The 25,229-nt window shown below is 62.0% G+C and carries 18 protein-coding genes, 3 tRNA genes and 3 pseudogenes; 22 read left to right on the plus strand and 2 right to left on the minus strand.

Annotated features, from left to right (window positions below; genetic code table 11):
• Window positions 1–157 precede the first annotated feature (157 nt).
• The 5 genes and pseudogenes from LL962_RS04605 (at window position 158) to lpxK (ending at window position 6,471) form a co-directional block, all read left to right on the plus strand.
• A pseudogene (locus tag LL962_RS04605) lies at window positions 158–2,704 on the plus strand (DNA internalization-related competence protein ComEC/Rec2).
• The gene (locus LL962_RS04610; protein WP_255626197.1) at window positions 2,592–3,218 is read left to right on the plus strand and encodes a MotA/TolQ/ExbB proton channel family protein; all 627 of its coding nucleotides are present in this window, start codon (window positions 2,592–2,594) and stop codon (window positions 3,216–3,218) included. The pseudogene LL962_RS04605 and the gene LL962_RS04610 overlap by 113 nt, the downstream one beginning before the upstream one ends.
• Window positions 3,219–3,221: 3 nt before the next feature.
• A complete protein-coding gene (locus LL962_RS04615) occupies window positions 3,222–3,677 on the plus strand; it encodes an ExbD/TolR family protein (protein WP_104587060.1) in 456 nt (151 codons plus the stop codon).
• On the plus strand, window positions 3,674–5,443 hold the full coding sequence (gene msbA, locus LL962_RS04620; protein WP_228316067.1) for a lipid A export permease/ATP-binding protein MsbA: 1,770 nt from the start codon (window positions 3,674–3,676) through the stop codon (window positions 5,441–5,443). The genes LL962_RS04615 and msbA overlap by 4 nt, the downstream gene beginning before the upstream one ends.
• Window positions 5,440–6,471, plus strand: coding sequence for a tetraacyldisaccharide 4'-kinase (gene lpxK, locus LL962_RS04625; RefSeq protein ID WP_228316068.1), 1,032 nt, complete (start codon window positions 5,440–5,442; stop codon window positions 6,469–6,471). Before msbA ends, lpxK begins: the two co-directional genes overlap by 4 nt.
• Window positions 6,472–6,592: 121 nt before the next feature.
• On the opposite strand, the gene LL962_RS04630 is transcribed toward lpxK, so the two are convergent.
• On the minus strand, window positions 6,593–8,722 hold the full coding sequence (locus LL962_RS04630; RefSeq protein WP_228316069.1) for a TonB-dependent siderophore receptor: 2,130 nt from the start codon (window positions 8,720–8,722) through the stop codon (window positions 6,593–6,595).
• Between the two features lie 147 nt (window positions 8,723–8,869).
• Between LL962_RS04630 and kdsB the strand changes: the two genes are divergently transcribed.
• The 10 genes and pseudogenes from kdsB to LL962_RS04680 all read left to right on the plus strand — a co-directional run bounded on the left by kdsB (window position 8,870) and on the right by LL962_RS04680 (window position 16,719).
• A complete protein-coding gene (gene kdsB, locus LL962_RS04635; RefSeq protein WP_228316209.1) occupies window positions 8,870–9,634 on the plus strand; it encodes a 3-deoxy-manno-octulosonate cytidylyltransferase in 765 nt (254 codons plus the stop codon).
• The gene (locus tag LL962_RS04640) at window positions 9,631–10,095 is read left to right on the plus strand and encodes a low molecular weight protein-tyrosine-phosphatase (RefSeq protein ID WP_228316070.1); all 465 of its coding nucleotides are present in this window, start codon (window positions 9,631–9,633) and stop codon (window positions 10,093–10,095) included. The genes kdsB and LL962_RS04640 overlap by 4 nt, the downstream gene beginning before the upstream one ends.
• A gap of 23 nt (window positions 10,096–10,118) precedes the next feature.
• Window positions 10,119–11,537 carry a hypothetical protein gene (locus tag LL962_RS04645; protein ID WP_228316071.1) on the plus strand — a complete coding sequence of 473 codons (1,419 nt, stop codon included), beginning with the start codon at window positions 10,119–10,121 and terminating at the stop codon, window positions 11,535–11,537.
• Window positions 11,534–13,390, plus strand: coding sequence for an excinuclease ABC subunit UvrC (gene uvrC / locus LL962_RS04650; protein ID WP_228316072.1), 1,857 nt, complete (start codon window positions 11,534–11,536; stop codon window positions 13,388–13,390). The genes LL962_RS04645 and uvrC overlap by 4 nt, the downstream gene beginning before the upstream one ends.
• Window positions 13,390–14,022 (plus strand): CDP-diacylglycerol--glycerol-3-phosphate 3-phosphatidyltransferase, encoded by a 633-nt coding sequence (pgsA, locus tag LL962_RS04655; protein WP_228316073.1) that lies wholly within the window; start codon window positions 13,390–13,392, stop codon window positions 14,020–14,022. Before uvrC ends, pgsA begins: the two co-directional genes overlap by 1 nt.
• Before the next feature lie 36 nt (window positions 14,023–14,058).
• Window positions 14,059–14,134, plus strand: a tRNA-Gly gene (locus tag LL962_RS04660).
• Window positions 14,135–14,170: 36 nt separating this feature from the next.
• Window positions 14,171–14,244, plus strand: a tRNA-Cys gene (locus tag LL962_RS04665).
• An 80-nt stretch (window positions 14,245–14,324) separates the two neighbouring features.
• Window positions 14,325–14,400 (plus strand) — tRNA-Gly (locus LL962_RS04670).
• Window positions 14,401–14,620: 220 nt separating this feature from the next.
• Window positions 14,621–15,868: pseudogene (locus LL962_RS04675) on the plus strand (tyrosine-type recombinase/integrase); the annotation flags it as partial.
• Between the two features lie 368 nt (window positions 15,869–16,236).
• Window positions 16,237–16,719, plus strand: a complete 483-nt coding sequence (locus LL962_RS04680) for a hypothetical protein (protein WP_228316074.1) — start codon at window positions 16,237–16,239, stop codon at window positions 16,717–16,719.
• 224 nt (window positions 16,720–16,943) lie between these two features.
• Here LL962_RS04680 and LL962_RS04685 read toward each other — a convergent pair whose 3' ends face one another.
• On the minus strand, window positions 16,944–17,111 hold the full coding sequence (locus LL962_RS04685) for a hypothetical protein (protein ID WP_228316075.1): 168 nt from the start codon (window positions 17,109–17,111) through the stop codon (window positions 16,944–16,946).
• Window positions 17,112–17,169: 58 nt separating this feature from the next.
• On the opposite strand from LL962_RS04685, the gene LL962_RS04690 reads away from it, so the two are divergent.
• The 7 genes and pseudogenes from LL962_RS04690 to LL962_RS04720 all read left to right on the plus strand — a co-directional run bounded on the left by LL962_RS04690 (window position 17,170) and on the right by LL962_RS04720 (window position 25,157).
• Complete coding sequence (locus tag LL962_RS04690) at window positions 17,170–17,394, plus strand: hypothetical protein (protein ID WP_228316076.1); 225 nt, start codon at window positions 17,170–17,172, stop codon at window positions 17,392–17,394.
• Window positions 17,394–19,565, plus strand: a complete 2,172-nt coding sequence (locus LL962_RS04695; protein WP_228316077.1) for an ATP-binding protein — start codon at window positions 17,394–17,396, stop codon at window positions 19,563–19,565. Before LL962_RS04690 ends, LL962_RS04695 begins: the two co-directional genes overlap by 1 nt.
• Complete coding sequence (locus LL962_RS04700; protein ID WP_228316078.1) at window positions 19,562–20,920, plus strand: hypothetical protein; 1,359 nt, start codon at window positions 19,562–19,564, stop codon at window positions 20,918–20,920. Before LL962_RS04695 ends, LL962_RS04700 begins: the two co-directional genes overlap by 4 nt.
• A gap of 8 nt (window positions 20,921–20,928) precedes the next feature.
• The gene (locus tag LL962_RS04705) at window positions 20,929–21,342 is read left to right on the plus strand and encodes a very short patch repair endonuclease (protein ID WP_228316079.1); all 414 of its coding nucleotides are present in this window, start codon (window positions 20,929–20,931) and stop codon (window positions 21,340–21,342) included.
• Between the two features lie 12 nt (window positions 21,343–21,354).
• Window positions 21,355–22,836: a DNA cytosine methyltransferase gene (locus LL962_RS04710; protein WP_228316080.1), complete on the plus strand. Its 1,482-nt coding sequence runs from the start codon at window positions 21,355–21,357 to the stop codon at window positions 22,834–22,836.
• Window positions 22,837–23,476: 640 nt separating this feature from the next.
• Window positions 23,477–23,998 (plus strand): annotated as a pseudogene (locus LL962_RS04715) (transposase); the annotation flags it as partial.
• A gap of 79 nt (window positions 23,999–24,077) precedes the next feature.
• Window positions 24,078–25,157, plus strand: coding sequence for a hypothetical protein (locus tag LL962_RS04720; RefSeq protein ID WP_228316081.1), 1,080 nt, complete (start codon window positions 24,078–24,080; stop codon window positions 25,155–25,157).
• Window positions 25,158–25,229: the final 72 nt, after the last annotated feature.

Raw genomic sequence — 25,229 nt, forward strand, 5'->3', positions numbered from 1 at the left:
CGCGTGCAGCAAACCGCCACGGCCGAGACGGGCATCTTCCTACAGGCGCAAGCGATCGTCTGGGCTGTTGCAGTCCGCTCGTCCCAGCCTAACGTGGTCTGGCGAAGCGAGGGCGATCACGGTGGCGACAGGCGATAGGCAAGCAACCCCAGCGGTCATGGCGCTGCCGCGCATCACCGCCGTGCCCGTCGCGGCGGCATTCCTGCTCGGCGTCGTGGCGTGCGCGTGGTCTCCAGCGGCCGCGCCGCGTGGGATCTACGTGGCCTGCATGCTGATCGCCGGGTTCGCCGTGGGAGCCATTCTGTGGAAACGTCCAGGGTGGAGCAGGTGGGGGCTAGCGGCGGCGACGGCCGTGTTGGGCTTTGGATTCACCGGCTGGCATGCCGTCGCTGTGTTGCAGGCGCAACTGCAGCCTGCCGATGAAGGGCGTACTGTCAGCGTCAGCGGTTCGGTCGTCGGATTGCCGATCGTCGAGCCGCGGCGCACCCGTTTTCAGCTGCACGTCGACGACGATCGGAAGCAGCCGCCTGCATTGCGCGGAAAGCTGTTGCAACTGGCGTGGTACGACCCCTTCGGCGCCGAGCGGATCGGGCCACGCGCCGCGCTGCGGGCCGGATCGAGCTGGCAGTTGCCGCTCAAGCTGCGTGCACCACGCGGCTTGCGCAATCCGGGCGGCTTCGATGCCGAGCGCCAGGCGCTGGCGCAGCGCCTGGCGGCAACCGGCGCCGTGCGCGACCCGGTCACCGCGCGTCAACTCGCTGCGCCGCGCGGCGTGGATGCCTGGCGTGACCGGATGTCGTCGCACATCGCCGCGCAGGTGCCAGGGCCGTCGGCCCCGTATTTGCGGGCGCTGGCGCTGGGCGACACGCGTGGGCTGGATGATGCGGCATGGGCAACGCTGCGTGCCACCGGGCTCAGTCATCTGATCGCAATCTCGGGTTTCCATGTCGGATTGGTGGCCGCCTTCTTTGCGTTGCTGGTGACGGCGCTGTGGCGCTGGCAGCCGGGTCTGGGGACCACCATCCCGCGCCTGCATGCGGCCGCGATCGCCGCGGCGATCGGCGCAACGGCCTATGCGGTGTTGGCAGGTCTGGCCCTGCCCACGGTGCGAACGGTGCTGATGATTGCGGTGGTCGCAGCGGCGCGGGTGTTGCGAAGACGCGCCACGACGGCCCAGATCCTCGCGCTGGCCCTGCTGGCGGTGCTGGGCTGGGAACCATTGAGCGTACTGGTGGCAGGCTTCTGGCTGAGCTTTGCCGGTGTCGCCTGGCTGGTATGGTGTCTGCCGCCGGACGACCGTGCCGTCGTGCGGGGATTTGTTTCTGCGCAGGCAGTCGCCACGGTCGGTCTGTTGCCGCTGACCGTCAGTCTGTTCGGCCAAGCGTCGTTGATCGGTCCGCTGGCCAATCTGGTCGCCATTCCATGGTGGACCTGTGTCGTGGTGCCCTTATGCCTGCTGGGAACCGCGCTCGAAGCGCTTTACCTGGGGGCCGGCACCTGGGCATGGCGGCTGGCGGGCTGGTGCTTCGAGCTGACCTGGCCCGGCTTTGTCTGGCTGGGGCGGACCCCGGCGGCGCTTTGGTGGGTGCCCGAATCCACCGCGATCGCGTTGCTCGCGGCCTTGCTGGGGGCATTCTGGCTACTGCTGCCGCGCGGCACGCCGGGCAAGATGTTGGCGATCATGTTGTGGCTCCCCTTGCTGTGGCCGGATCGCGAATTACCCGCCGCAGGGGAGGCCGACCTGCACGTGTTCGATGTCGGCCAGGGCCTGGCCGTGCTGGTGCGCACGCAGCGGCACGCGCTGCTATTGGATACCGGCCCGGCGGTGCGCGACGGCTTCGATGCCGGCGAGCGCGTGGTCCTGCCGGCATTGCACGCACTCGGCGTACGTGGGCTGGACGCGCTGATCCTCAGTCACGCCGATGCCGATCATGCTGGCGGGTACGCCGCGGTGCGCGCCGGAATGCCAGTCGCCACGACCGCGGCGCCCGCCGGAGCGCCAGTGGATGTGGCCACCCGCTGCCAGGCCGGCCAGCAGTGGGAATGGGACGGAGTGCACTTTTCCTTGCTGCATCCCAGCCCTCGCTTCCCCTATTTGCGCAACCAGTCCAGCTGCGTGCTGCGGGTCGCAACCCGGCACGGCAGCGCGTTGCTGCCGGGCGACATTGACGAGCTTGTCGAACATCGCCTGCTGCGCGACGCAGGCGCAGGAGTGCGGGCGGATCTGGTAGTGGTGCCGCACCATGGCAGCGCCGACGGTTCGCATCCGGCCTTCATCGCCGCCACCGGTGCGCGGCTTGCGCTGGTGTCTGCGGGGTATGGCAACCGCTTCGGGCACCCGCGCGCGCAGGTGGTACGGCGCTGGCGGGAAAGTGGTGCCGAAGTGCTCAATACTGCCGACTCCGGCGCGCTGCGGGTGTGGCTGGGCGCCGACGGCCTGCAGGTGCGCGAACGACGGCGTTGGCAGCCGCGGCTGTGGGACGCTGCAGAACGGCGGCGGTCGGCTGTTATCCTAGCGGCCAGCGAATAGGCGGCCACGTCGCCGGAGGAATCGAATCGTGTTGGAGCTGGTCAAGGCGGGCGGTTGGCCGATGGTGCCGTTGCTGTTGTTGGGCGTGATCGCGTTGGCGATCGTGCTGGAACGTCTGTGGACCTTGCGCCGCAACGAAGTAACGCCTCCAGGCCTGGGGGAAGAAGTGCGTAACTGGGCCGCGCGCGGCAAGCTCGACCCCACCCATATCGAGTCGCTGCGCCGCAATTCGCCGTTGGGCGCGTTGCTGGCGGCGGCGCTGGATGTGCGCGGCCGTCCGCGCGATCTGGTTCGCGAACGGATCGAAGACACCGGCCGCCATGTGGTCCATCGCATGGAGCGGTACCTGAATGCGTTGGGCACGATCGCCTCGGCCGGTCCGTTGCTGGGCCTACTGGGTACCGTGGTCGGCATGATCCAGATGTTCCTGGGCATCCTCGACCATGGCGTGGGCGACGTGAATCAGCTGGCCGGCGGCATCGGCAAGGCACTGGTGTGCACCGCCACCGGCATGATCATCGCGGTGCCGGCACTGATGGCGCACCGTTTCTTCAAAGGGCGCATCGCCGGCTACATCATCGAGATGGAACAGGAAGCCACGCTGTTGCTGGATACGATGGATGGCCGCGTGGCACCGGCCGCGGTGCCGAGCGCGGCTGGCGCCAGACCTGCCGCGGCGAAGGGCTGACGGATGCGTATCGGCAGTGACCGAAGCCAGGACGAGCCGCATATCGACCTGGTGCCATTGATCGACGTCATTCTCGTGCTCATCATCTTCTTCGTGGTGACCACGACCTTCGACGCACGCTCCACATTGCAACTGCAGTTGCCGACCGCCAGCGATCAGAACACCAGCGCGCCGCCGCGCTCGCTGAGTGTGCTGGTCAATGCAGACGGGCATTACTTCATCAACGATCAAGAGGTGCTGCGCGCGGATGTGGACTCGCTGAAGCAGACCATCGCCCAGATCGCCGGCGACGATCGCGAACAGACCGTGTTGATGCGGGCCGATGCGCGCACGCCTTACCAGGCCGTGGTGACTGCGCAGGATGCATTGGGCCAGCTTGGCTTCCGGCGCATTGCCATCGCCACTGCGCCGCAGCCCGGCGCTACCGGTACGACCAGCAGGAACGGAACCCGCCAGTGACCAATCCTAACGAACGCCCGGCGCCAGTCTCGTCCTGGCGCACGTACCGTCGCCTGCTGGCCTTCGCCAAGCCCTACCGGCTGTTGCTGGTGGTCGCGTTGATCGCTGCCTTGATCGAGGCGGCCGGTACCACTGGCTTCCTGGCGTTGATGAAGCCGATCACCGACGAGACCTTCATCTACAAGAACTCCGCGGTCAGCAACTGGTTGCCGGTACAGATCATCCTGTTGTTCGTGGTCCGCGGCGCCGCCGGCTACATCACCGACATGGCGATGGGCAAGTCGGCGCGCAGCATCGCGCGCGATCTGCGCATCAAGGTGATGGCCAAGTATCTGCGCCTGCCCGGATCGCGCTTCGACGCCGAGCCGGTACCCTCGATGCTGGTGCGCCTGGGTTCGGACTCGGACCAGGTGGCGCAGGCGGCGGTGGATGCGGTCAAGGTGATGATCCAGCAATCCTTGCAGGTGATCGGCGCCCTGGCGCTGATGCTCTGGCACAGCTGGCAGGTGACCTTGACCATCGTGGTGCTGGCGCCGGTACTGGCCTGGGTGATGGACAAGGTGGCGCGGCGTTATCGACGTATCAGCCACAGCATCCAGGAAAGCGGTGCGCAGCTGTTGCAGGCCGCCGACCAGACCTTGTCCAGCCATCAGGAAGTCAAGATCTACGGCGCGCAGCAGACCGAAATGGAGCGCTACGGCGCACTGGCCGATCGCAACCTGCGCCTGGCGATGAAGGTCGAATCCACCCGCGGGCTATCGACTGCAACGGTGCAGATGATCGGCGCGATCGGCTTGTCGGCATTGTTGTTCGTGGCCGGAACGCAGGCAGCGGCTGGGCGCCTGACCGCTGGCGATTTCGTGGTGCTGATGACCTCGATGCTGACGATCATTCCCGGCCTCAAGCAACTCACCAACGTGCAGAACATGGTGCAGCGCGGCCTGGCCTCGGCCGAACGCCTGTTCTCGGTGCTGGACAGCCCGAACGAGCCGGATCAGGGCACACTGCCATTGACGCGCGCCAAGGGCCTGATCGAGTTCCGCGGCGTGACCGCGCGCTATCCGGAGCAGGTGAATCCAGCACTGGCCGATGTCAGCTTCGTCGCCCAGCCCGGCACGGTGACTGCGATCGTCGGGCGTTCCGGTAGCGGAAAATCCAGCCTGATCAAGTTGATTCCCCGTTTCTACGAAGCCGAATCCGGGCAAATCCTGCTCGACGGCCAACCGCTGCAGGCGTATTCGCTGGCCGATCTGCGCCGCCAGATCGCCCTGGTCGGGCAGCAGGTGATGCTGTTCGACGGCAGCATCGCCGACAATGTCGCCTACGGCGAGATGCGCGGCGTCGAGGCCGGTCAACTGGAGCGCGCCATCCACGGTGCCAACGCAATGGAATTCGTCGAGCAGTTGCCGGAGGGCCTGCAGTCGCACGTGGGAACCAAGGGCGGGCGATTGTCCGGTGGCCAGCGACAGCGTCTGGCGATCGCGCGCGCCATGCTGAAGGATGCGCCGATCCTCATCCTGGACGAGGCGACCGCCGCGTTGGACAACGAATCCGAGCGTCTGGTGCAGGACGCCCTGCACAAACTGATGCCCGACCGCACCACCTTGGTGATCGCGCATCGCCTGTCCACCATCGAGCATGCCGATCAGGTGCTGGTGATGGACCAGGGCCGCATCGTCGAGCGTGGCACACACACCGAATTGCTGGCGCTGGGCGGACTTTATTCGCACCTGCACGGCATGCAGTTTCGCGAACGGCAGGCATGAGCAAGCGCGGCACCCGCACACCGGGGTATTGGTACGACAGCACGCCGATCCCGTTGCCGGCGCGCCTGCTGGCGCCGGTCTACGGCGCTGCGATCGCGTTGCGGCGCGGGTTGTACCGGCGCGGCTGGCGCAAGCGCCATGGCGTGCCGGTACCGGTGATCGTGGTCGGCAACGTCACCGCCGGTGGTACCGGCAAGACGCCGCTCACCATTGCGCTGGTGTCCAAGCTGCAGGAAGCAGGCTGGACGCCAGGTGTGGCCAGTCGGGGCTACGGCCGCGACGACGCCGGCACTGCGCGTTGGGTCGATGCCGACACGCCGGTCGCACTCGGTGGCGACGAGCCGGTGCTGATCGCATGGAAGACAGGGGCACGCGTACGCGTGGACAGTGACCGCGTTGCGGCCGCCAAGGCGCTGGTCGAGGCGGGGTGCGACATCGTCGTCTGTGACGACGGGCTGCAGCACTACCGGCTGGCACGCGATGTCGAGATCGAAGTGGTCGATGGCCAGCGCCGCTACGGCAACGGCCGCCTGCTGCCTGCCGGCCCGCTGCGCGAACCGGCCACGCGGGCGCATGAGTGCGACTTCCGGGTCGTCAATCTCGGCCAGACCAGCGATGCAGTCCCGCCGGCCGACGCTGCCGGTTTCGGTGAATGGCAGATGCACCTGAGCATCGACAGTGTGCAGCCGATGGACGGCAAGCGCGCGCGACCGCTGAGCGTCCTGGCCGGTCAACGCGTGCATGCGGTCGCCGGCATCGCACATCCGGAACGCTTCTTCGCCATGCTGCGCGCCCGGGGCATCGGCGTGGTACCGCATGCCTTCCCCGATCATCATGCGTACACGGCCAAGGATTTCAGCTTCGGCAGCCGCCTGCCTGTGTTGATGACCGAGAAGGATGCGGTGAAATGCCGTCCATTCGCCGACGAGTGGCTGTACAGCGTGCCGCTCAAGGCCGGGCTGCCAGCCGCGTTCTGGGTGAGTCTGCTGGATCGTCTGGATACGCTGGCCAGCCGGCACGCCGATTAGCCGGCGCTTCGGGCTCGACTGGGGCAGGGCGCCGGCACCGGCGCATTCGGCAGGCAGCGCCCTGCATGGCCAGGCGCGCCCAGCGTCCCTTTGCGGGTCGCCAAGCGCAGTGGCGCGCCGATCAGAACCGATAGTTCAGCGACAGCCACCAGTTGCGGCCTGCGCCGGCGTAGCCCTGATCCCAGTACAGGCTGTTGATGTAGCGGCGGTCGGTGAGGTTGTTGACGTTGAGCGTGGCGCTGAACTGTGGCGTGACGTCGTAGCTGGCCATTGCGCCGACCAGCGCGTAGCTCGGCTGACGGATCACGCCGGGGCCGCTGTCCTGCACGCGCGCGATGGCATCCTGCCAGCGCACATTCACGCCCACCTTGAGTCGATCGATGCCCGGCACGCGGTAGGTGGTGGCGAGCTTGGCGATGCGCCGCGGCACATAGCTGCGCACGTTCTGGCCAGTGTCGTCCTTCAGGCCGAGCTGGGTGTAGCTGCCGCTCAGCTGCCATGCCGCGCTCAATTGCCCGGCCACTTCAGCCTCGTAGCCGGTCGAGGTGGCATCGATGCCACGATAGACCAGCAAGGTGCCCACGCTGCCGTCGCCCTCGGCAGTGTTGTCCTGCTTGGCGCGGAACAGGGCGAAGGCCGCATTGATCCGGCCGTCCAGCCATTGGCCCTTGATGCCGAGCTCGGCATTGCTGCCGGTGATGGGGTCGAGTATCGCGAGGTTGCGATCCAGCTGGGTTTGCGGATTGAAGATCTCCGCATAGCTGGCATATAGCGCGTAATCGGGAGCGAACGCATACACCGCGCCGACGAAGGGCAGGGTCTTGTCGGTGTCGTAGCGGTGCTGCACGCCGTAGCTGGCGCCGTTGCTTTCCACCTGCGTCTGGTTGATGCCGGTGATCAGCGTGAGTTGCTCGCCCAGGCTCCAGCGTGCGGTGGCGTAGGCGGTGCGCCGCGTCATGTCGAAATTGGCGCCAGCGGTGCCCGCATCGAACGGTGGCTTGGGATAGGCGCCGGTCCAGTCTTCCAGTCGTGGCAGCGCAGTGCCGATGCCGCGGCCGTACAGCGACAGCTGTGCGGTATCGACCTTGGCCCAGTTCACGCCGGCCACCAGGTCGTGGCGCCTGCCGCCCAGCGCGAAGGTGCCGGACACGTAGACGTCGGCGAACTTCTGCCGATCCTGGCTGCTGTAGAAGGACGGATAGGCGAGCAGACCGAGCCCGGTCTGGCGGTCGGGCTGGCCATAGACGTAGAACAGGTCGCCTTCGGTATCGAAGCGGCGATAGTTCAGCGAGCCCTTCAGCGTCCAGTCGCCGCCGAGCGCCTGTTGCACTTCCAGGAACGCCCGCGTATCGGTGCTGGTCCAGCCGCTCCAGTCGGCCGAGGTACTGGTCGAGCGGTCGTAGCGCGCCGGGCTACCGTCGGTGTAGTAGAGCGGCAGCGCCCCCCACATGCCGCCGCGCGGCGTGTTGTCCTGGTAGCTGGCACCGAGCGTCAGCAGCGTGCTGGCGGTCAGATCCGCTTCGAGAACACCGTAGAACACCTTCTTGTCGAGCGAATAGCGGTCCAGGTAGCTGTCGCCCTCCTGCCAGGCGCCGACCACGCGGCCACGCACGTTGCCGGAATCGGTGAGCGGCCCGGACACGTCGGCGTCCACCCGGTAAGTCGACCACGACCCGCCGCTGAGAACCACCGCACCGGTCAGCGCATCGGTCGGGCGCTTGCGTACGAAATTGACCGTCGCCGACGGGTTGCCGGTGGACGACAGCAGGCCATTGGCACCACGCAGCACGTCGATGCGCTGGTACAGCGCCGTATCCACGTCCCCTTCGCCCAGGCCGGTGGTGAATGGCAGCCCCAGACCATCGACCTGGAAGTTGAGGATGTCGAAGCCGCGTGCGGTGTAGTAGGTGCGATCGGTCTCGACCCGTTCGACATTGACGCCCGCGGCCAGCGCGAGCACGTCGTTGGCGTTGTTCAGGGCGAAGTCGTCCATCTGCTGGCGCGACACGCTGCTGACCGATTGTGGGGTTTCCAGTGGCGTCAACGCGAGCCGGGTCGCGGTATCGCTACGACGTACCGTGTAGCCGTCTGCGCGTTCGGCCTGCACGGTGACCGCATCGAGGGTGCGGGCGTTGCTGGCGTCGGCACCGTCGTCGGCGTGCGCAGTGCTGACGAGAGAAAGGCAGAGCAGCAGCGCGACGGCCAGGGGGCGCAGCGCAACGCGCTGCGGGAGCAAGAGTTCGGCGTTCATGGGGTCGTTAGAATGGGGGAGATAGCGGGGCTGTCGGCGGTCGAGCGACGACACTGGCAGCTATGAATAAGAATTATTCTCAAAAAGGCGGACAAAATGCAAACAGGCGCAGCCGTGGATCCGGCATCGCTCCAACCATCGGCCGACATGCCCCCCTTCGTGGTCGCCGTGCCAGCGCGTTACGCTTCCACCCGTTTGCCGGGTAAACCCCTGTGCATGATCGACGGCAAGCCGATGATCCGGCATGTGGCCGAACGTGCCCTGGCTGCCGGTGCCAGCCAGGTCTGGGTGGCCACCGACGACTCCCGGGTCGCCGACGCCATTCAGGGGCTGGCCGACGTCCGCGTGGCGATGACCAGCGCCGCGCATGTCTCCGGGACCGATCGCCTCGCCGAATGCGCGCGCATTGCCGGCTGGGCTGCCGACACCTGTGTCGTGAACCTGCAGGGCGACGAGCCGTTCGCGCCGGCTGCGGGCATTCGCGCCGTGGCCGAGCTGTTGCTGCGTTCCGGCGCCGACATGGCCACACTGGCCGCCGCCGTGGAAAGCGCGCACGACCTGTTCGATCCCAATGTGGTGAAGCTGGTTCGCACGGCAGGCGGCGATGCCCTGTATTTCAGCCGGGCGCCGATTCCCTGGCATCGCGACAGCTTCGCCAGCCAGCGCGACCAGCTGCCGGAGGAAGGCCAGTGGCTGCGGCATATCGGCATCTACGCATATCGCGCCGGCTTCCTGCAGCAGTTCGCCGCCATGTCGCCAGGCGTGCTGGAGCGCATCGAATCGCTGGAACAATTGCGTGCGATGGAAGCGGGGCATCGCATCGCCGTGGCACTGACGCCGGAGCAGTTTCCGCCGGGCATCGACACTGCCGACGATCTGGCGCGCGCCCAGGCACGCACGGCGTCGGCATGAAGCTGCTGATCGTCTGTCTGGGCAACATCTGCCGCTCGCCGATGGGCGAGGGCGCCTTGCGCGCCCGACTGGAGGAGGCGCGGTTGACGCGTCGTGTCGAAGTCGATTCGGCCGGCACCGGCGATTGGCATGCCGGCGAACCACCGGACCCGCGCGCCATTCGCTGCGCACGCGGGCACGGCGTCGATATCTCCGGTTTGCGTGCCCGTCAGGTGCTGCGCGAAGACTTCGACCATTACGACTGGCTGCTGTGCGCAGACGCAAGCAACCTGCGCGATCTGCAGCGGCTGGCGCCTGCCACGCTGCGCGACAAGGTCGCGCTCTGGCTACCGTGGGCAGGCGTGGAGGCGGGTGAACACATCCCCGACCCGTACACCGGCGGTGCCGCGGATTTCGAGGATGTCTGGCAACTGGTCGATACCGCCGCGCGCCAGACCGTGGCCACACTCACCCGTGGCTGATCGCGCTTGGGCATAATCCCTTCATGACTGCCCAGCTCACCCAGGAACTGCCGGAATTTCCCACCTGGCTCAACGCCAGGCCCTCCACCTTGCAGGAGCATCGCGGGCGTGCCCTGGTGCTGGCGTTCGTCAATGCCAGCTCGGTGTGGTGTGCCGAGCGCCTGGCCGAACTGGCGCAGTGGCAGGCCCGCAGCCCCGGGCGGCTGCAGGTGATCGTGGTGCAGGTGCCGCGTTTCGATAGCGAACGCCTGCCGCAGCGCTCGCTCAAACAGTTGCGCGGACACGGCGTCAGCGCGCCGATCCTGCTCGACCGCGACTGGGAGACCTGGCGCCGTTTCGGTATCGATTCCTGGCCCACCCTGGTGCTGCTGGATGCGCATGGCCGCGAACGCCAGCGCCTGGTAGGCGTCACCAGCGACCTGGACCGGGCGCTGGCCGCCTTGTGCGAAGGCCAGCAACAACCCTCCGATGCCGACCTGCAGGGTGTGCCCGAGCGCGAACCCGAGCCGCGTCTGGCACTGCGTTTCCCGACCGGGCTGGCGGCCACCGAGGATCGCCTGTACGTGGCAGACACCGGCCACCACCGTGTGCTCGAATGCACCCACGGCGGGCGGGTGCTGCGGCAGTTCGGCCATGGCAATGCCGATCTGATCGATGGCGGCATCGGCGAAGCTGCATTCCGGCGTCCGCAAGGCCTGGCGCTGGAGCGCGACCAGCTGTATGTCGCCGACACCGGCAACCACGCGCTACGCCGTATCAACCTGCGCAGCGGCCAGGTGGATACCCTGTGCGGCACCGGTCGTCCGGGCGAGCCGTCGGAAGGACCGGTCGCGTTCGCTGGCGCCTCCCCGCTGAACTATCCGCAAGGGCTGGCCATCGCCGACAACCAGGTGTTGATCGCCATGGCCGGCGATAACCGCATCTGGAGCTATGACCTGGGGCGCGCCGCATTGCGTGCGCGTGCCGGCACCGGCGCACTTGAAATGCGCGATGGTAGCGGCCATCTGGCTGCTTTCGCGCAGCCGGCAGGATTGGCGGCGGTGCAGCAGGTCGCCTACGTTTGCGATGGCCTGGGCTCGTCGATCCGCACTATGCAGCTACGGGGCGATCTGATACAGACCCTGGTCGGCGGGCAGGGCCTGTGGCAGTTCGGCGAGCAGGACGGGCCGCGCGGCACGGCGCAATTGCAATTCCCGCAGGCCATCGCACTGGCAGCCGATTCGCCGCTGCTGTGGATCGCCGATACCGGCAACGGGCGCTTGCGTTGCCTGCGCTTGGGCGGCGGCGAGTTGACCACGGTCCAGTTGCCGCGCCGCCTGCATGGTCCGGCCGGATTGGCGGTCACGGCTGGCGCGGTGTGGATTTCCGAAACCGATGCGCATGCTGTCCTGCGTTACGACCTGGCGAGCGGCGCGCTGAGTGATGTTGCGATAGACGAATGAGCGCAAGGCCCAAAGCCGATTTCGATGGAAAGGCGTTTGCCGCACAGCTGAGTACCGCGCCCGGCGTCTACCGCATGTACGCGGCAGACGACACGCTGCTGTACGTCGGCAAGGCCGGCGCCTTGCGTAAGCGGGTAGGTAGCTATTTCAACGGGACGCCGAAGAACGCGCGACTGACCTCCATGTTGTCGCAGGTCGCGCGCATGGACGTCACCGTGACCCGCAGCGAAGCCGAGGCATTGCTGCTGGAAAACCAGCTGATCAAGTCGCTGTCGCCACGCTACAACGTGTCCCTGCGCGACGACAAGAGTTACCCGTACGTATTGCTGACGCGCGAAGACTGGCCGCGGATCGCGCTGCATCGTGGTCCCCGCGCGGTGCCGGGGCGCTACTTCGGCCCGTATACCGGCGTGACCGGGGTACGTGAGACGCTGAGCCTGATGCACAAGCTGTTCAAGTTGCGCAGCTGCGAGGACAGCGTGTTTCGCAATCGCTCCCGACCCTGCCTGCAGTACCAGATCGGCCGATGCAGCGGCCCCTGCGTCGGCCTGGTCGCCGCGCCGGACTATGCCGAATCGGTACGTCGCGCCACCATGTTTCTCGAGGGCAAGAGCGACCAGCTCGGCGAAGAGATCATGCATTCGATGCAGCAGGCCAGCGAAGCACTGGAGTTCGAGCGGGCTGCGCGCCTGCGCGATCTGTTGTCGTCGTTGCGCAGCATGCAGAACCGTCAGTATGTGGATGGCCGCGCCGCGGATCTGGACGTGCTGGCCTGCGCCACCCAATCCAGCCAGGCCTGCGTGCTGCTGCTGAGTTTTCGCGACGGTCGCAATCTGGGCACGCGCTCGTTCTTTCCCAAGACCAATGGCGAAGACAGTGCCGACGAGATCCTCGCCGCCTTCGTGTCGCAGTACTACGCGGAACATTCGCCGCCACGCGAGATCCTGCTGGATCGCGAGATTCCCGACGCGGAGCTGATCGAGGCCGCGCTCAGCGCCGCAGCCGAGCACAAGGTGGCGTTGAAATGGAACGTGCGCGGTGAGCGCGCCGGCTATCTGCTGCTGGCGACCCGCAACGCGCAGCTGACCCTGGTGACCGAACTCACCAGTCAGAGCGCGCAGCACGCGCGCAGCGAAGCGTTGCGCGAGATGCTCGGGCTGGCCGAACCGGTCAAGCGCGTGGAGTGCTTCGACATCAGCCATACCATGGGCGAGGCCACCGTGGCCTCGTGTGTGGTGTTCGATGCCAGCGGGCCAGTGCGCGGTCAGTACCGGCGCTTCAATATCTCCGGCATCACGCCCGGCGACGATTACGCTGCGATGCGCCAGGCGATCGAGCGGCGCTTCCGCCGCGCCGTGGAAGAGAACGGCGTGCTGCCGGACGTGCTGTTGATCGACGGCGGTGCCGGTCAGCTGGCGCAGGCGCAGGCTGCGCTGGCCGATCTGGGGGTGGAGAACGTGTTGCTGGTCGGCGTTGCCAAAGGCGAAGAGCGCAGGGCAGGGCACGAGGCGTTGATCATGGCCGATGGCCGCGAACTGCGGCCGGGCGCCGCATCGCCAGCACTGCAATTCATCCAGCAGGTGCGCGACGAGGCGCATCGCTTCGCGATCACCGGCCACCGTGGGCGCAGGCAGAAGGCGCGCATGACCAGCAAGCTCGAGGATATCCCCGGGATCGGGCCGCGGCGTCGGGCCAGCCTGCTCAAGCATTTCGGCGGTCTGGTCGGTCTCAAGGCCGCCGGCGAAGCCGAGATCGCACGGGTGGATGGCGTCAATGCTGCACTCGCCGCGCGAATCTACGCTAACCTGCACGGGCTGGCGCTTCCCGATGCGCCAGGCGAGTCGAGCCCGTAATGAAGTTGACCATCCCCACGTGGCTGACATTGCTGAGGATCGTGATGATCCCGGTGTTGGTCGTGGTGTTCTACCTGCCGTATACCTGGACCAATTTTGCATCCGCTGGCGTGTTCGCGCTTGCGGCCATCACCGACTGGCTGGATGGCTGGGTCGCGCGACGCTATCACCAGTACTCCGCGTTCGGTGCCTTCCTGGATCCGGTCGCCGACAAGCTGATGGTGGCGGTGGCGTTGTTTCTGATCGTGCAAGGCCACCCGACGCCGTGGATGGCGTTCTGGGCAGCGGTCATCGTGGGGCGCGAGATCGCCGTTTCGGCGCTGCGCGAATGGATGGCCGAGATCGGGCAGCGCGCCAAGGTACGCGTGGCACTGATCGGCAAGATCAAGACCACCGCGCAGATGGTGGCGTTGCTTTGTCTGTTGTACTCGGTCACACCCGGGCAGATGCCGACACACGAAATCTGGCTGGGCAGCCTGATCTTCCGTGCCGGCTACTGGACGCTGGCCATCGCCGCGCTGCTGACGCTGTGGTCCGGATTCCAGTACCTGCAGGCGGCATGGCCAAGCCTGCGCGCCGACGAGAAGGCGGCGATCAGCAACAAGGCGAAGAAAATCGAAAGCAACAGTTGACAGCTATGCTGTTCGCTGTAGAATTTCGCCTCCCAAGCGGGAATAGCTCAGTTGGTAGAGCGCAACCTTGCCAAGGTTGAGGTCGCGAGTTCGAGTCTCGTTTCCCGCTCCAAGTTTCAGCAGGCAGGATGCCTGGTTTGGATGTTTCGGCCTGGTGGTAGAGTGGTTATGCAGCGGACTGCAAATCCGCGTACGCCGGTTCAATTCCGGCCCAGGCCTCCACATCGCCCCCGCAGTGTTCTCATCGTCAGCGATGACGGGGCTAGCGCAACGAAGTAACAAGCTGTACAATTTCGCTCCACGCGGGAATAGCTCAGTTGGTAGAGCGCAACCTTGCCAAGGTTGAGGTCGCGAGTTCGAGTCTCGTTTCCCGCTCCAATTCTTATGCTATGGACTTCCAGTGAGGTCCATAGCTCCTTGATCCCACAGTGGTTTCTGTCTGTGGAGCATCCAGCGAAGTCTGCTGAAATCCACCCCCAGCCACGATTTTTTAGTACATAAATTAGTACTGAAAATCCGGGCGCTGGGTTGTCCGGTTTTCGGCTGTGCTGCTTCCATCGACGTCGGTACACCTCTCCTCATCCTGAAGGAGAGCTCGATGGCTTTGACAGATACTGCCGTACGGCAGGCCAGGACCACTGGCAAGGACTACACCCTCAACGACGCGCACGGCTTGCTGCTCTTCGTGAGTGCCAAAGGCAAGAAGAAGTGGCACTTCCGTTTCTCATGGCTGGGCCAGCAGCCTCGCATCGCCATCGGCCCGTACCCAGAGATCAGCCTCAAGGAGGCGAGAGCCCGCCGGGATGAACTCCGGGCTCAGCTTGCCAATGGTGTCGATCCGCGGGTGTATCTTCGCCAGGCCGAAGAAAAGGCGTTGGCGGCAGTGACCCATGCTTTCCAAGCAGTGTTCCAGTCGTGGCGGGATTTCAAGGCATTGAGCCTGAAAACCGGCCGGCAGAGCACGCTGTCGCAGATCAATCGCATCTTCGACAAGGACGTGCTGCCCTGGCTCGGCACGTTGTCCATCTTTGACGTGACGCCGGCGCACCTGCTGGAAGTGTTGCGCAAGATCGAGCGCCGCCATGCGCTGACCACTGCGGAGAAGGTGCGCACCTGGTTCAACCAGATGTTTCGCTACGCGATGGTGGAGAAGGGCCTGCCTGCGAACCCTGCCAGCGATCTGGACATCGTGGCCGTGCCCAAGCCGCCGGTGAGCCATAACCCGTTCCTGCGCATGGAGGAACTGCCCGCGTTCCTGCGGACATTGCGAAAGTACCGTGGCTTCAAGACCACGCGCCAGGGCATTCAATTGCTGTTCCTCACTGGCGTTCGAACGGGCGAGTTGCGCGCGGCGGTGCCCGAGCAGTTCGATCTGGAACGAGGCCTGTGGACCATCCCCGCGGTGATCGTCAAGCAACTGCAATTGAAGATGCGCAAGGAAGGCCAGACCGTGCCGCCCTACGTGGTGCCGCTGTCGACCCAGGCCATTGCCATCGTCCGCGACCTGCTCGACGCCCAGGCAAGGCGGCCGGCGCAGCGCTATCTGCTGCCCAATCGTGATGACCTCAAACAGCCCATCAGCGAAAACACGCTCAATGGCGCGCTGCGTCGCATGGGCTACGAAGAGCAGCTGACCGGCCACGGCATCCGGGGCACGATCTCCACCGCTCTCAATGAGCTGGGCTACCGTGTGGAATGGATCGATGCGCAGCTGTCGCACGCCGACCCCAATCAGATCCGCGCCGCCTACAACCATGCGGCCTACGTGGAGCAGCGTCGTCTGATGATGCAGGACTGGGCCAATCGCCTGGATCGTTGGGAGGCGGGGGAGCAGGTTGAGGAAGCGGGTGCATCGCCGGTGGCGCCAGAAAGCCTGGAAGTGATCGAGGCCTATCTCAAGGCGCTTGCCTCGGGGCAACTGCGGTCAAAGGACGATACGCTGTTATTGCTGGGGAACTCTTTGCACGCACGCATGACATCGGCGACGTAGGCAAGCGTGCGCGTTACTAGCAACAGATGTTGGTGAAGTCGTCTTGGTGCATGTCGACCGCTCAGATCCAGATTGATTGAGGTTAAGGTACCTCCTGCAGCCCACTGGTTTTGTGGCTTACAAGTAGGAGGCAAGTCTTTTTATATCGCGAGGCAGGATAGCAACGCCGGCATGGGCGATGGCCAAAATCGTCTTAGTGTGAGGGGAAATCTGGAGGAGGCAAGATGAAATGGCCCTGGAGTAAAGCGGCGTCTGCGCCGGAGGTACTGGACGATAACGGTATCCGACACGCGTTGGAGCACCGGCTTCTTCAATACGCGTGTCTCTATCAACGCCGCCAAGGAGTAGGGAGGCTTCGGAACATAGAAGGGCTGAGTACTGACCTGTATGTCCGGATCAATGGCAGTATGCCGATAGCCTATGTACACGGGTGGAGCCTTTATCCGGGCAATAAAATGGCACTTGTGGGGCACTTCGCCGTTGAGAAAGATCTTGTGGGCAAAGGCTTTGGCGAAGCGCTCGCGAGAGGTTTCGCTAACGCACTACGCCAAGAGTTCGGAATCGAGCAGATCGTTTTCAGCGAGCGTAATTACTCGGCGAACCACGAAAGGCTTTTTAAGCGTTTAGGCGCACAGCCACAGGAACGTCGAGAGTATCCTGGTTGCCCTGATTGGGTGTGGGCAGTGCCAGACGGCCTTGCTGTTTGATCAAGCGGCGCGTTCTGACTGGGCTTGCCGTAGGTTGCAGAAAGCCCTGACCCCGAGCGTGTTGCAGTATGCCTCTGCTTCCTTCGGCCACCTCGGCGCCTGCTGCAATGGTCCGGCCGTCCATGTCGATGATGGCCAAGCGGGAGAGGCTTCCATTGAAATCCGCGCGATGGTCCGGGGCCCCGCATGCCGCCAGTCCGTCCACGGTAAATCGTCCGCAATAGTCAACCGGCGCCGGCATTGACCAATGTGCGGGCGATGTCCATGTTGTGAACTTTGACGCGCGCGTTCAGCGAAATACTGGCCCGCTCCAGGACGAAGGCGGTAGCTTCGCATCTGATGTCGTCATCTTGGGCATTTGGGCGTTCTTGCAACGGAACGCTCGGGCTCATTGACCAGGATTGTTGAATTTGCGAACATCATGAAGTCATGAAACAACGAGCGAAGTAGATGCCGATGAGCTCTTCGAGAAAAGCAACTGCTCAGGACAGCGCAGGCGCTGGGGGCAAGGATGTTTCGCTTCAGGTCATGGTGCCCACGCGCATCAAACGGGAGGTAAGTTTGCGGGCCGCCCAGGAAGGTGCGACACAGCGGACCATCATCCTCCGTGCGTTGAAAGCCATCGGTTTCGTGGTGAAGGACGACGAGCTATGTGACAAACGGAAAATACGCTGATGGCCACAACGAGCAAACCCGCTGACGATCCAGTCAATCTGCCGTTCCGCCCGCGCGCGCGCCTGTTGCAACTGCTGGGCGATCAACTCATCGGTAGTCCGCGCCTCGCGGTCTTTGAACTGGTCAAGAACGCATACGACGCAGATGCGGAGACCGTCACCGTTACTCTCAAGGGGCTTCGCACGACTGATCCGACTATCGTCGTGGAAGATGACGGGGATGGAATGGCCTTGGCCACCATCAGAGATATCTGGCTTGTGCCCGCACATGACCATCGGGAGGTGCAGCGCAAAGCATTGAAGAGGACGAAGCTGAATCGACTGCCCCTCGGTGAGAAGGGGCTGGGCCGCTTCGCAGTGCACAAGCTCGGAGATCACATCGAACTGGTCACTCGGGCGAAGGGTCAGCCGGAATGCGTAGTTCGCATCGACTGGTCCGTATTGATGGAAAAGCAATTCTTGTCCGAGGCAAAAGTCGCTGTAGAGACCCGAAACCCGGAGGTTTTCAAAGGGGCCAAAACCGGGACGCGCCTGACCATCAGCAAGTTGCGAGAAGCTACATGGACACGGGGCGAGGTGCGACGCCTGCTTCGGCAGATCACGTCTATCGCATCGCCTTTCACAACTCGTTCCGACCGATTCGAGACTGAACTGAAAGTACCGGATCATCCTGAATGGGTGTCAGGAGTTCCCGATGTCGATGTGCTGCTCCAGCGTGCCCCCTGGTACTTCTGCTTTTCATTGGATGAGGGAGTGCTCGAATGGACATACCAATTTCGAGGAGTCACCGGCATCAAACTGGCGCCGCGGAAGATCGTAAAAAAGGCTACTGCGTTACTGATTGCGCAGGAGCGTGATACCGACATTTATGGTGCTGATCAGGGAAAGACGTCCACGAAGCCGAAGAGAGTCACGGCGGACAAGACTCTTTCCAGCGGAATTGGGACCGTCAAGGGCGAGTTTTATGTCTTCGACCGCGATCAGGACGTTCTGACGAAGCTGGGGGACAGTCAGCTGGTTCAGAACTTCCTGGATGAGAGTGGAGGGGTCCGAGTCTACCGGGACAGCATCCGCGTCTACAACTATGGAGAGCCTGGCGACGACTGGCTCGGGTTGGATCTCCGTCGCGTCAACACGCCCACGCGAAACATCAGTAGGAACATCGTAGTTGGAGCGATCGACCTGTCTCTTGAGCAAAGCCACAAGCTCACGGAGAAGACGAATCGTGAGGGGTTCGTGGAAAACGACGCATATCGTCGGCTCCGACAGATCGTGCTGGGTGCTCTCGCTGTCCTGGAAGTTGAGCGGAAAATCGACAAGGACAACATTCGGGCGTTGACAGGCAAGGGTCATGATCCGGAGGCGGCGAACATTGCGCAGCCTCTCCAGGCACTGAGGGATGCCGCAAAGAAGCATCACATCTCAAAAGAGCTCGACCCGCTGATCAACAAGGCTGAAAAAAATTACAACGAAATGCGGGACACGATGCTTCGTGCCGGCCTGTCGGGCATGGGCTTGGCCATCGTGTTCCATGAGATCGAACAGGGCGTGCGCGTCCTTTATGACGCGATCGAAGCCGGCCGGAGCCTCGATTCAGTACAGGTGCAAGCACGAGAACTGGTGCGCATCCTCGATGGTTTCAGTGAGCTGTTGCGCAAGGGCGAGCAGCGTCCGAACAGCGTCAAGCATCTGATCAAGCGCGCTCGCGATATCAACCGCGTCAGGTTTCGCAACCACGAGGTCAAGCTCGTATGTCCTGCCCTTGAAGACGACGCGCCTGACATCGAAAGGAGCTTTGCCTTCGGCCTGCTGCTGGGCGCTTTGAACAACCTTCTGGACAACGCTTTCTATTGGCTGCAGGTGCGCTGGCCCGAGGGACAAGGAGCATCGAAGAGAAAGCTGTACATCAATGTCGAGACGGACTTTGCAGGCGGTCCCGCGATCATTGTTGCCGACAACGGCCCGGGCTTCCAGGATGATCCGGATCGGTTGAGACGCCCATTCTTCAGTCGTCGCCCTGATGGCATGGGAGTCGGCCTCTACTACACCAACATGGTGATGGAGCTGAACAGCGGACACTTGGCGTTTCCTGATGCTGATGAGGCCAACGTTCCTGAAGGCTTTGATGGCGCCGTGCTCGCACTGGTATTCGGAAAAGGGGAAAAATCTTGATCTTCTCGGCGCCGCGTTTTGTCGTTGTGGATGACAAGGAACAGCATCTGCAGGCGATCACCAGAACATTTCAGCTTCTCGGCACCCCATGCATGGGAGTCAGATACGACCCATCCACCGAACTGAACCACGAACACTTCCGTGGTGTCCGGTGCCTCTTCATGGATCTTCATCTGGTTGATGGACAGGCAAGCTCGGATCAGCGGCGCCACTACGGTCTGATCGCATCGATTCTCGAAGACAACATCAACAAGAACGGAGGGCCGTTCATCCTTGTCGTCTGGACCGAGCACGAGCATTTGAGCGCCGAGTTGCGGGAGTATTTGGATCAAGGCATTGACGCTGAAAAGCCCCATGCCCGCCCCTTGGCGGTGCTCAGCTTGGCCAAGGAGAAGTTCATCAACGTTGATGACGGGACAATCAACGATGCCGAAGAACTTCGGAAGGCGGTGCAGCAGTCGATCATCGCCAATCCCCAGTTGGCCGCATTGCTCGGCTGGGAGGCTGGCGTGCTCGCAGCGGCCGGTGATACGTTGGCTTCACTGCTCAACCTAGTACCGGCTGCACAACGGACGAGCGCTGCATTTCCTGCCGCGCTCGACACTATTCTCAGCAGACTGACACGTGAAACCGTAGGGCGCAGTCATGTCGATGTGAATCCACGGGCCGCAATCACCACGGCGCTTGCGCCGATTCTGGCGGATCGCATTCTCAATCAGGACATTTCCGAAGAGATTCGGGCGACCTGGAAGAGCGCCGTCACTCGCCATGAGGACAAGACGTTGGAAGATGCTTCACCCACGGAGGCGGGTGAAATCAATCGCATGCTCCATTTGGCCGTGCCAGGATCGGAAACGTTGCTGCCAACCGACTGGGGTGCTGTCGTGCCATGGCCCTTTGAATGGAGCGACGACGAACTGCGCCGCCTCACCGGACTGACCATGAAGCAGATGCTGTGTGAAGAGTTCCGTTTGCGCAGCACTGCCATGGACGCATGCAGGCCGGTTTTGGTCAGAGTCGGGGCCGCATGTGACTATGCGCAAAACAATCGGGGTCCCATTTCATTCCTGTTCGGCGTGGATATCCCGGAGAGCGCGGAACGCCAAAAGACAGGTGAGGGCCAGCCTGTCAAGCTCTCGGACGCGATCTGGAGATCACCCGTCTTTCTCATGCCGGGCGCGGCTAAGCCATCACGCCTGCATGTGCACATCCGTTTCCCACAGACTCATCTTCAGGATGCCTGCGCACAGTGGGGCACCTCCTGCCGGCTGCGGGAGCAACTGCTGATGCATTTGATAAGTTCGGCCAGCACTTATGTTGCCCGACCTGGCATCGTACAGTTGCCAGTGAAGTAGGGACGGTCATGGACATTTTGGCACCAGAACAGCGCTCCAGCCTGATGTCTCGGATTCGAGGCAAGGACACCAAGCCGGAATTGAAGGTCCGACAGCTTGCATACGCCCTAGGCGTTCGATTCCGGTTGCACCGCCGCGATCTGCCAGGAAGTCCTGATCTTGTCTTTGCCTCGCGACGCAAGGTCATCTTCGTACATGGCTGCTATTGGCATCGTCATCCCGGGTGTCGATACGCATATTCACCCAATTCGAAGGTGGAGTTCTGGCAATCGAAGTTCGCCGCCAACGTGGCCAGAGATCGACTCGCTGCGAAGGCGCTGGAGGAGGCGGGATGGCAAGTGTTGGTGGTTTGGGAATGTGAAACGCGGAACGTTGAAGCCTTGCGGATTCGCTTGGCAGATTTCTTGAGAACGACAAGGTGAGGAGCTTCAATCATGGCAGCTGATCAAAGATTGGCGCGATTCAAACTTGAGCGGCTTGCTGCCGGAGCTGTGCCAAAGGTACTCGAGCTGTGTTCGGGTTGCGGCGGACTGTCGCTTGGACTGAAAACCGCAGGTTTCGAGTTGGCGGCACATGTGGAGTCGAATGACGAGGCCAATGCGACGTACGCGTTGAATTTCGCGCCTGATGACGCCGCGTTGGCGCAGCAGTGGGCGCGTTCTCGCGATATGGTCGCTCAGTCGATGCATGAACTGATCTCCGATTTCGGCTTGCCTGGTCAGCCGCATGAAGTTTTCGACGTTCTGGCGGCCGGCCTGCCATGTCAAGCATTCGCGAGAATTGGACGATCAAAACTTCGATCCATTACGGGCGATGATGACGCGTTCAAGAATGACCCGCGTGCTTCGCTCTACCGACGTTTCTTGGAGATCGTTGATGAAACTCGGCCTCTCGCGATCATGGTGGAAAACGTTCCCGACATCATGAACTTTGGAGGCCACAATGTGCCAGAGGAAATCGCTGAAGGATTGATGGGTCGCGGATATGTCACTCGTTATACGCTGCTCAATGCGGCGTTCTACGGCGTACCCCAGTTGCGGGAAAGGCTCTTTCTGATCGCTGTCGATGCGTCTTTGGGCGTAATGCCGCAATTCCCTCTTCCAAGCCATTTCATGGAACTGCCCCGTGGCTATGAAAGCAGCCGAGCTGTGGCACTGAAACATGTTAAGGAAAAAGGCTCTCACTTTTCACCGATTCCTGTTCCTGAGATCGAACTGCCCGCGTCTATAAGCGTCGAGTCGGCATTGGCCGACCTTCCATTCATCTCAGATCATCTGCGCGACACGAGGATTATTCGGAGGCGGAAAGTCGCGGACCGATTGCCGTATCGAGCGACTGATGCTTCATCCACGTACGCAGAACTGATGCGCAACTGGAAAGGGTTTTCTACCGCTGTGGACGTAAGCGGTAATGTCGTGAGGCTGACGCCACGCGATTTCCCGATCTTTGGTCGCATGCCGAGGGGTGGGGACTACCCGGTTGCATTGGGCATCGCCGAGCAATTGCTGAAGGAAAAGCTTCAGGCGGAGGACGTTCCTGCCCGAGCGGGAACAATCCGCTATGAAGCGATGAAGAAGGCAACTATCCCTCCCTACGATGGAAGCAAGTTTCCAAACAAATGGTGGAAGCTCGCCCCTGACGCCCCGGCTCGGACATTGACGGCCCACCTTGGCAAGGACACCTATTCCCACATCCACTTCGATGGTCGCCAGAAACGAATGATCTCCGTGCGGGAAGCTGCGCGCCTTCAGTCCTTTCCCGATGGATTCGAGTTTGCCGGAGCCATGAGTTCGTCTTTTCGTCAGATCGGAAACGCGGTTCCGCCTCTGCTGGGTCTCGCTGTGGGCACTGCATTGATGGAAACCCTGCAACAAGCAGTTGCCGACATGATTACTGGCGAACTGCGAGTGGCTTGAACTTGCTCGGCCTCGGCTTGGCTACAGGGACGAGACAGCTAGGCTGAACCGGCTGGGCTGGTCGACTGATGGTTGTTGATGCTCTCAGGCGAAGTCGGGAACGAAGCAGCGTGACAACCTGCTGGGCCGGCCATTATGCGGTCGGGCGTGTGCAACCTGCTGGATTGTTCGTTCACTAGGCAGGAGCCAGAGGTCAGTTGGCATTGCAGCTTGCGTCCTCTCTTGCCGAAGGAAATGTTTTGGTCGTCGCGTCGTGGTAAGCGGCAGAACAACACTGAAATTACGCCGCTTCCACGGACGGTTATCGGCTTCATTATCAAGCCGGGATTTGGTTTTTCTCGTTGATCTCCGTTGCCTGACACGACTCGGCGACAGCGCCAAGCTTGAGCGCCTCACGTTCGAGCTGGCGCGCCTGAAGGCGTGGCGCTGCGGCGCGCGCTCCGAGGCGATGAACGCTGAGCAGTGGTGCCTTTCGAGGAAACCTTCGACGAAGACCAAGCGAGCCTGCTGGAGCAGTTGCGCGCGCTGCAGAAAATCGCCCAGAGCCGCTGTTCGCCGACAAGTAATAGACATTTGGGAACCTCTCAAAACCCAGCCGCTCACTTGTTGACCAAGACCAGCCAACCCATGACTTGCGATGATCACACCCCGTAGCGCGCTGAAGTTCGACCTGTTCGCAGAGGCCTCGCGCCAGCACAAGAGGGATGAGGTGGGAGATCCGCTGCAGGTGATCGCGCAGCACATCGACTTCGCAGAACTGGCCCGGCTGGTGGATGCCTTGATCGAACGCGGGGATGGCCGCCGGGGCGGTCGGCCCGCCTACCCCACCGAGGTGATGGTGCGCATCCTGGTGTTGAAGCGGCTGTACAACCTGTCCGATGAGCAGATGGAGTATCAGTTGCTGGACCGGGGGAGCTACCAGCGGTTTTGCCTGTTGCAGGATGCGATGAACGTGCCGGACCGCAACACGATCTGGCGCTTTGGCGAGCGCCTTGGCGTGGGCGGGGCAACGGCCTTGTTCCAGGGGGTGGATGCCCAACTGCAGCGCCACGGCTACATCGCCCGGGGCGGGCAGGCCATCGATGCCACGCTGGTGCCCGCACCCCGCCAGCACATCGGCCGGGAGGACCGGCAGGCTTTGCAGCAGGGACTGCAGCCCTCATCCCTCTTCGGATTCGTCAAACATGGGGTTGTGAGAGGCTCCCATTTAATTATGATAAATTAAACATAAGGAGCGAGTAATGGAAAAAGATTTTTTGGCGAAAAATGTCGAGGCAGATGTCTTGCAAAAGATAAAAAGCATCTATGCGCTTGCCACTCAAAAAAAATCAACTCATGAGGTATGCTTAGATGGTTTTTTAAAGTCCAGAAACTCCAGCTCCGATAAGGAGGTGGAAATCCTGGACCAAGCTCTAAATGACGCCCTCTTGAACTCAATGGCGACGCTGATAGACTACTACTGCATCTATTGCATGATAAATATTGGCGTTGATCTTGAAAAAATAACAAGAGTTCAGTATCGCCTCATCGGAAAGAAATATTTGATAGAAAACAGCACTCTAGAGAAAGAAGAAAAGGATATTCTATCATTAGATCTATTTAGGCGAAAATTTGAAGAAAGACTGTCTGCTTCATGCGGAATGGATATTGGCCAAGTTAATTTGCATGACTATTGGACTGGCTATGTGGCGGATGCCATCTCAACAATCCTCAACGCATACGGAGTTCTGAAAAACAAAAGGATTGAGCTTAAATTCGATCGAGTTAATAATTGTTTCATTTTTGATGGAAAAATATCCGAGTATCATCATTGCATGGGATTTCTGTACTGCAATCCATCGTCTAATACTGGTGTAAGATATAATATTTACCTTGATATAAATAACTATCTTAAGCACAACTCTATTCCTAGAGTTATGCGTAGGGTAGAAGAGTTTCCGGGCCCTCAGGAATGGAGAATTTATTCCTTTTTTGAAATTGGAAGCCACAAGTCAATTTTTTTGAAGGATGGGTTTTTGCGGGATATGTTGGAGATGGACTTTGACATCCTTGGTGAGAACTTAAAAATCAAATCAATTGAGGGGCGTTTTGGGTTATGTCCTTTGGAACAGCGTTGGGAGATAGGCCCAATTATTACTGTCGACAATAGCAATGGCTTCATCAGTGATGATGGTGAAACATTATTTTTCTTTGTTGATGGTGTTTTTCTTGCAAAAACAAAAAAATCAATATTGATTGACTCCGAGTCAAGCTTTAGAAATGTTTTGGGTTGTTTAATTGAAGAAATTGAAGGGAAGCTTGAGTACTTCAGGAAGAAGTAATTTATATTAAAATTGCCTAGTGCAGTATTGCTGTTGCACAGCCAAAGCAAGGTCTGCAAACCCTGCCGCTGA

Origin of the sequence: Xanthomonas sp. NCPPB 1067, assembly GCF_020783795.1 — a bacterium.
GTDB lineage: Bacteria > Pseudomonadota > Gammaproteobacteria > Xanthomonadales > Xanthomonadaceae > Xanthomonas > Xanthomonas melonis.

What these genes read in the sequence shown, in the direction of transcription:
- uvrC (WP_228316072.1), top strand. Translation starts at nt 11,534, where the DNA reads ATGAGCGCAAGGCCCAAAGCCGATTTCGATGGAAAGGCGTTTGCCGCA.
- LL962_RS04685 (WP_228316075.1), bottom strand. Translation starts at nt 17,111, where the DNA reads ATGAGCCCGAGCGTTCCGTTGCAAGAACGCCCAAATGCCCAAGATGAC.
- LL962_RS04680 (WP_228316074.1), top strand. Translation starts at nt 16,237, where the DNA reads ATGAAATGGCCCTGGAGTAAAGCGGCGTCTGCGCCGGAGGTACTGGAC.
- LL962_RS04720 (WP_228316081.1), top strand. Translation starts at nt 24,078, where the DNA reads ATGGAAAAAGATTTTTTGGCGAAAAATGTCGAGGCAGATGTCTTGCAA.
- lpxK (WP_228316068.1), top strand. Translation starts at nt 5,440, where the DNA reads ATGAGCAAGCGCGGCACCCGCACACCGGGGTATTGGTACGACAGCACG.
- LL962_RS04705 (WP_228316079.1), top strand. Translation starts at nt 20,929, where the DNA reads ATGGACATTTTGGCACCAGAACAGCGCTCCAGCCTGATGTCTCGGATT.
- kdsB (WP_228316209.1), top strand. Translation starts at nt 8,870, where the DNA reads ATGCCCCCCTTCGTGGTCGCCGTGCCAGCGCGTTACGCTTCCACCCGT.
- LL962_RS04615 (WP_104587060.1), top strand. Translation starts at nt 3,222, where the DNA reads ATGCGTATCGGCAGTGACCGAAGCCAGGACGAGCCGCATATCGACCTG.
- pgsA (WP_228316073.1), top strand. Translation starts at nt 13,390, where the DNA reads ATGAAGTTGACCATCCCCACGTGGCTGACATTGCTGAGGATCGTGATG.
- LL962_RS04610 (WP_255626197.1), top strand. Translation starts at nt 2,592, where the DNA reads ATGGTGCCGTTGCTGTTGTTGGGCGTGATCGCGTTGGCGATCGTGCTG.
- LL962_RS04695 (WP_228316077.1), top strand. Translation starts at nt 17,394, where the DNA reads ATGGCCACAACGAGCAAACCCGCTGACGATCCAGTCAATCTGCCGTTC.
- LL962_RS04710 (WP_228316080.1), top strand. Translation starts at nt 21,355, where the DNA reads ATGGCAGCTGATCAAAGATTGGCGCGATTCAAACTTGAGCGGCTTGCT.
- LL962_RS04640 (WP_228316070.1), top strand. Translation starts at nt 9,631, where the DNA reads ATGAAGCTGCTGATCGTCTGTCTGGGCAACATCTGCCGCTCGCCGATG.
- LL962_RS04630 (WP_228316069.1), bottom strand. Translation starts at nt 8,722, where the DNA reads ATGAACGCCGAACTCTTGCTCCCGCAGCGCGTTGCGCTGCGCCCCCTG.
- LL962_RS04690 (WP_228316076.1), top strand. Translation starts at nt 17,170, where the DNA reads ATGCCGATGAGCTCTTCGAGAAAAGCAACTGCTCAGGACAGCGCAGGC.
- LL962_RS04645 (WP_228316071.1), top strand. Translation starts at nt 10,119, where the DNA reads ATGACTGCCCAGCTCACCCAGGAACTGCCGGAATTTCCCACCTGGCTC.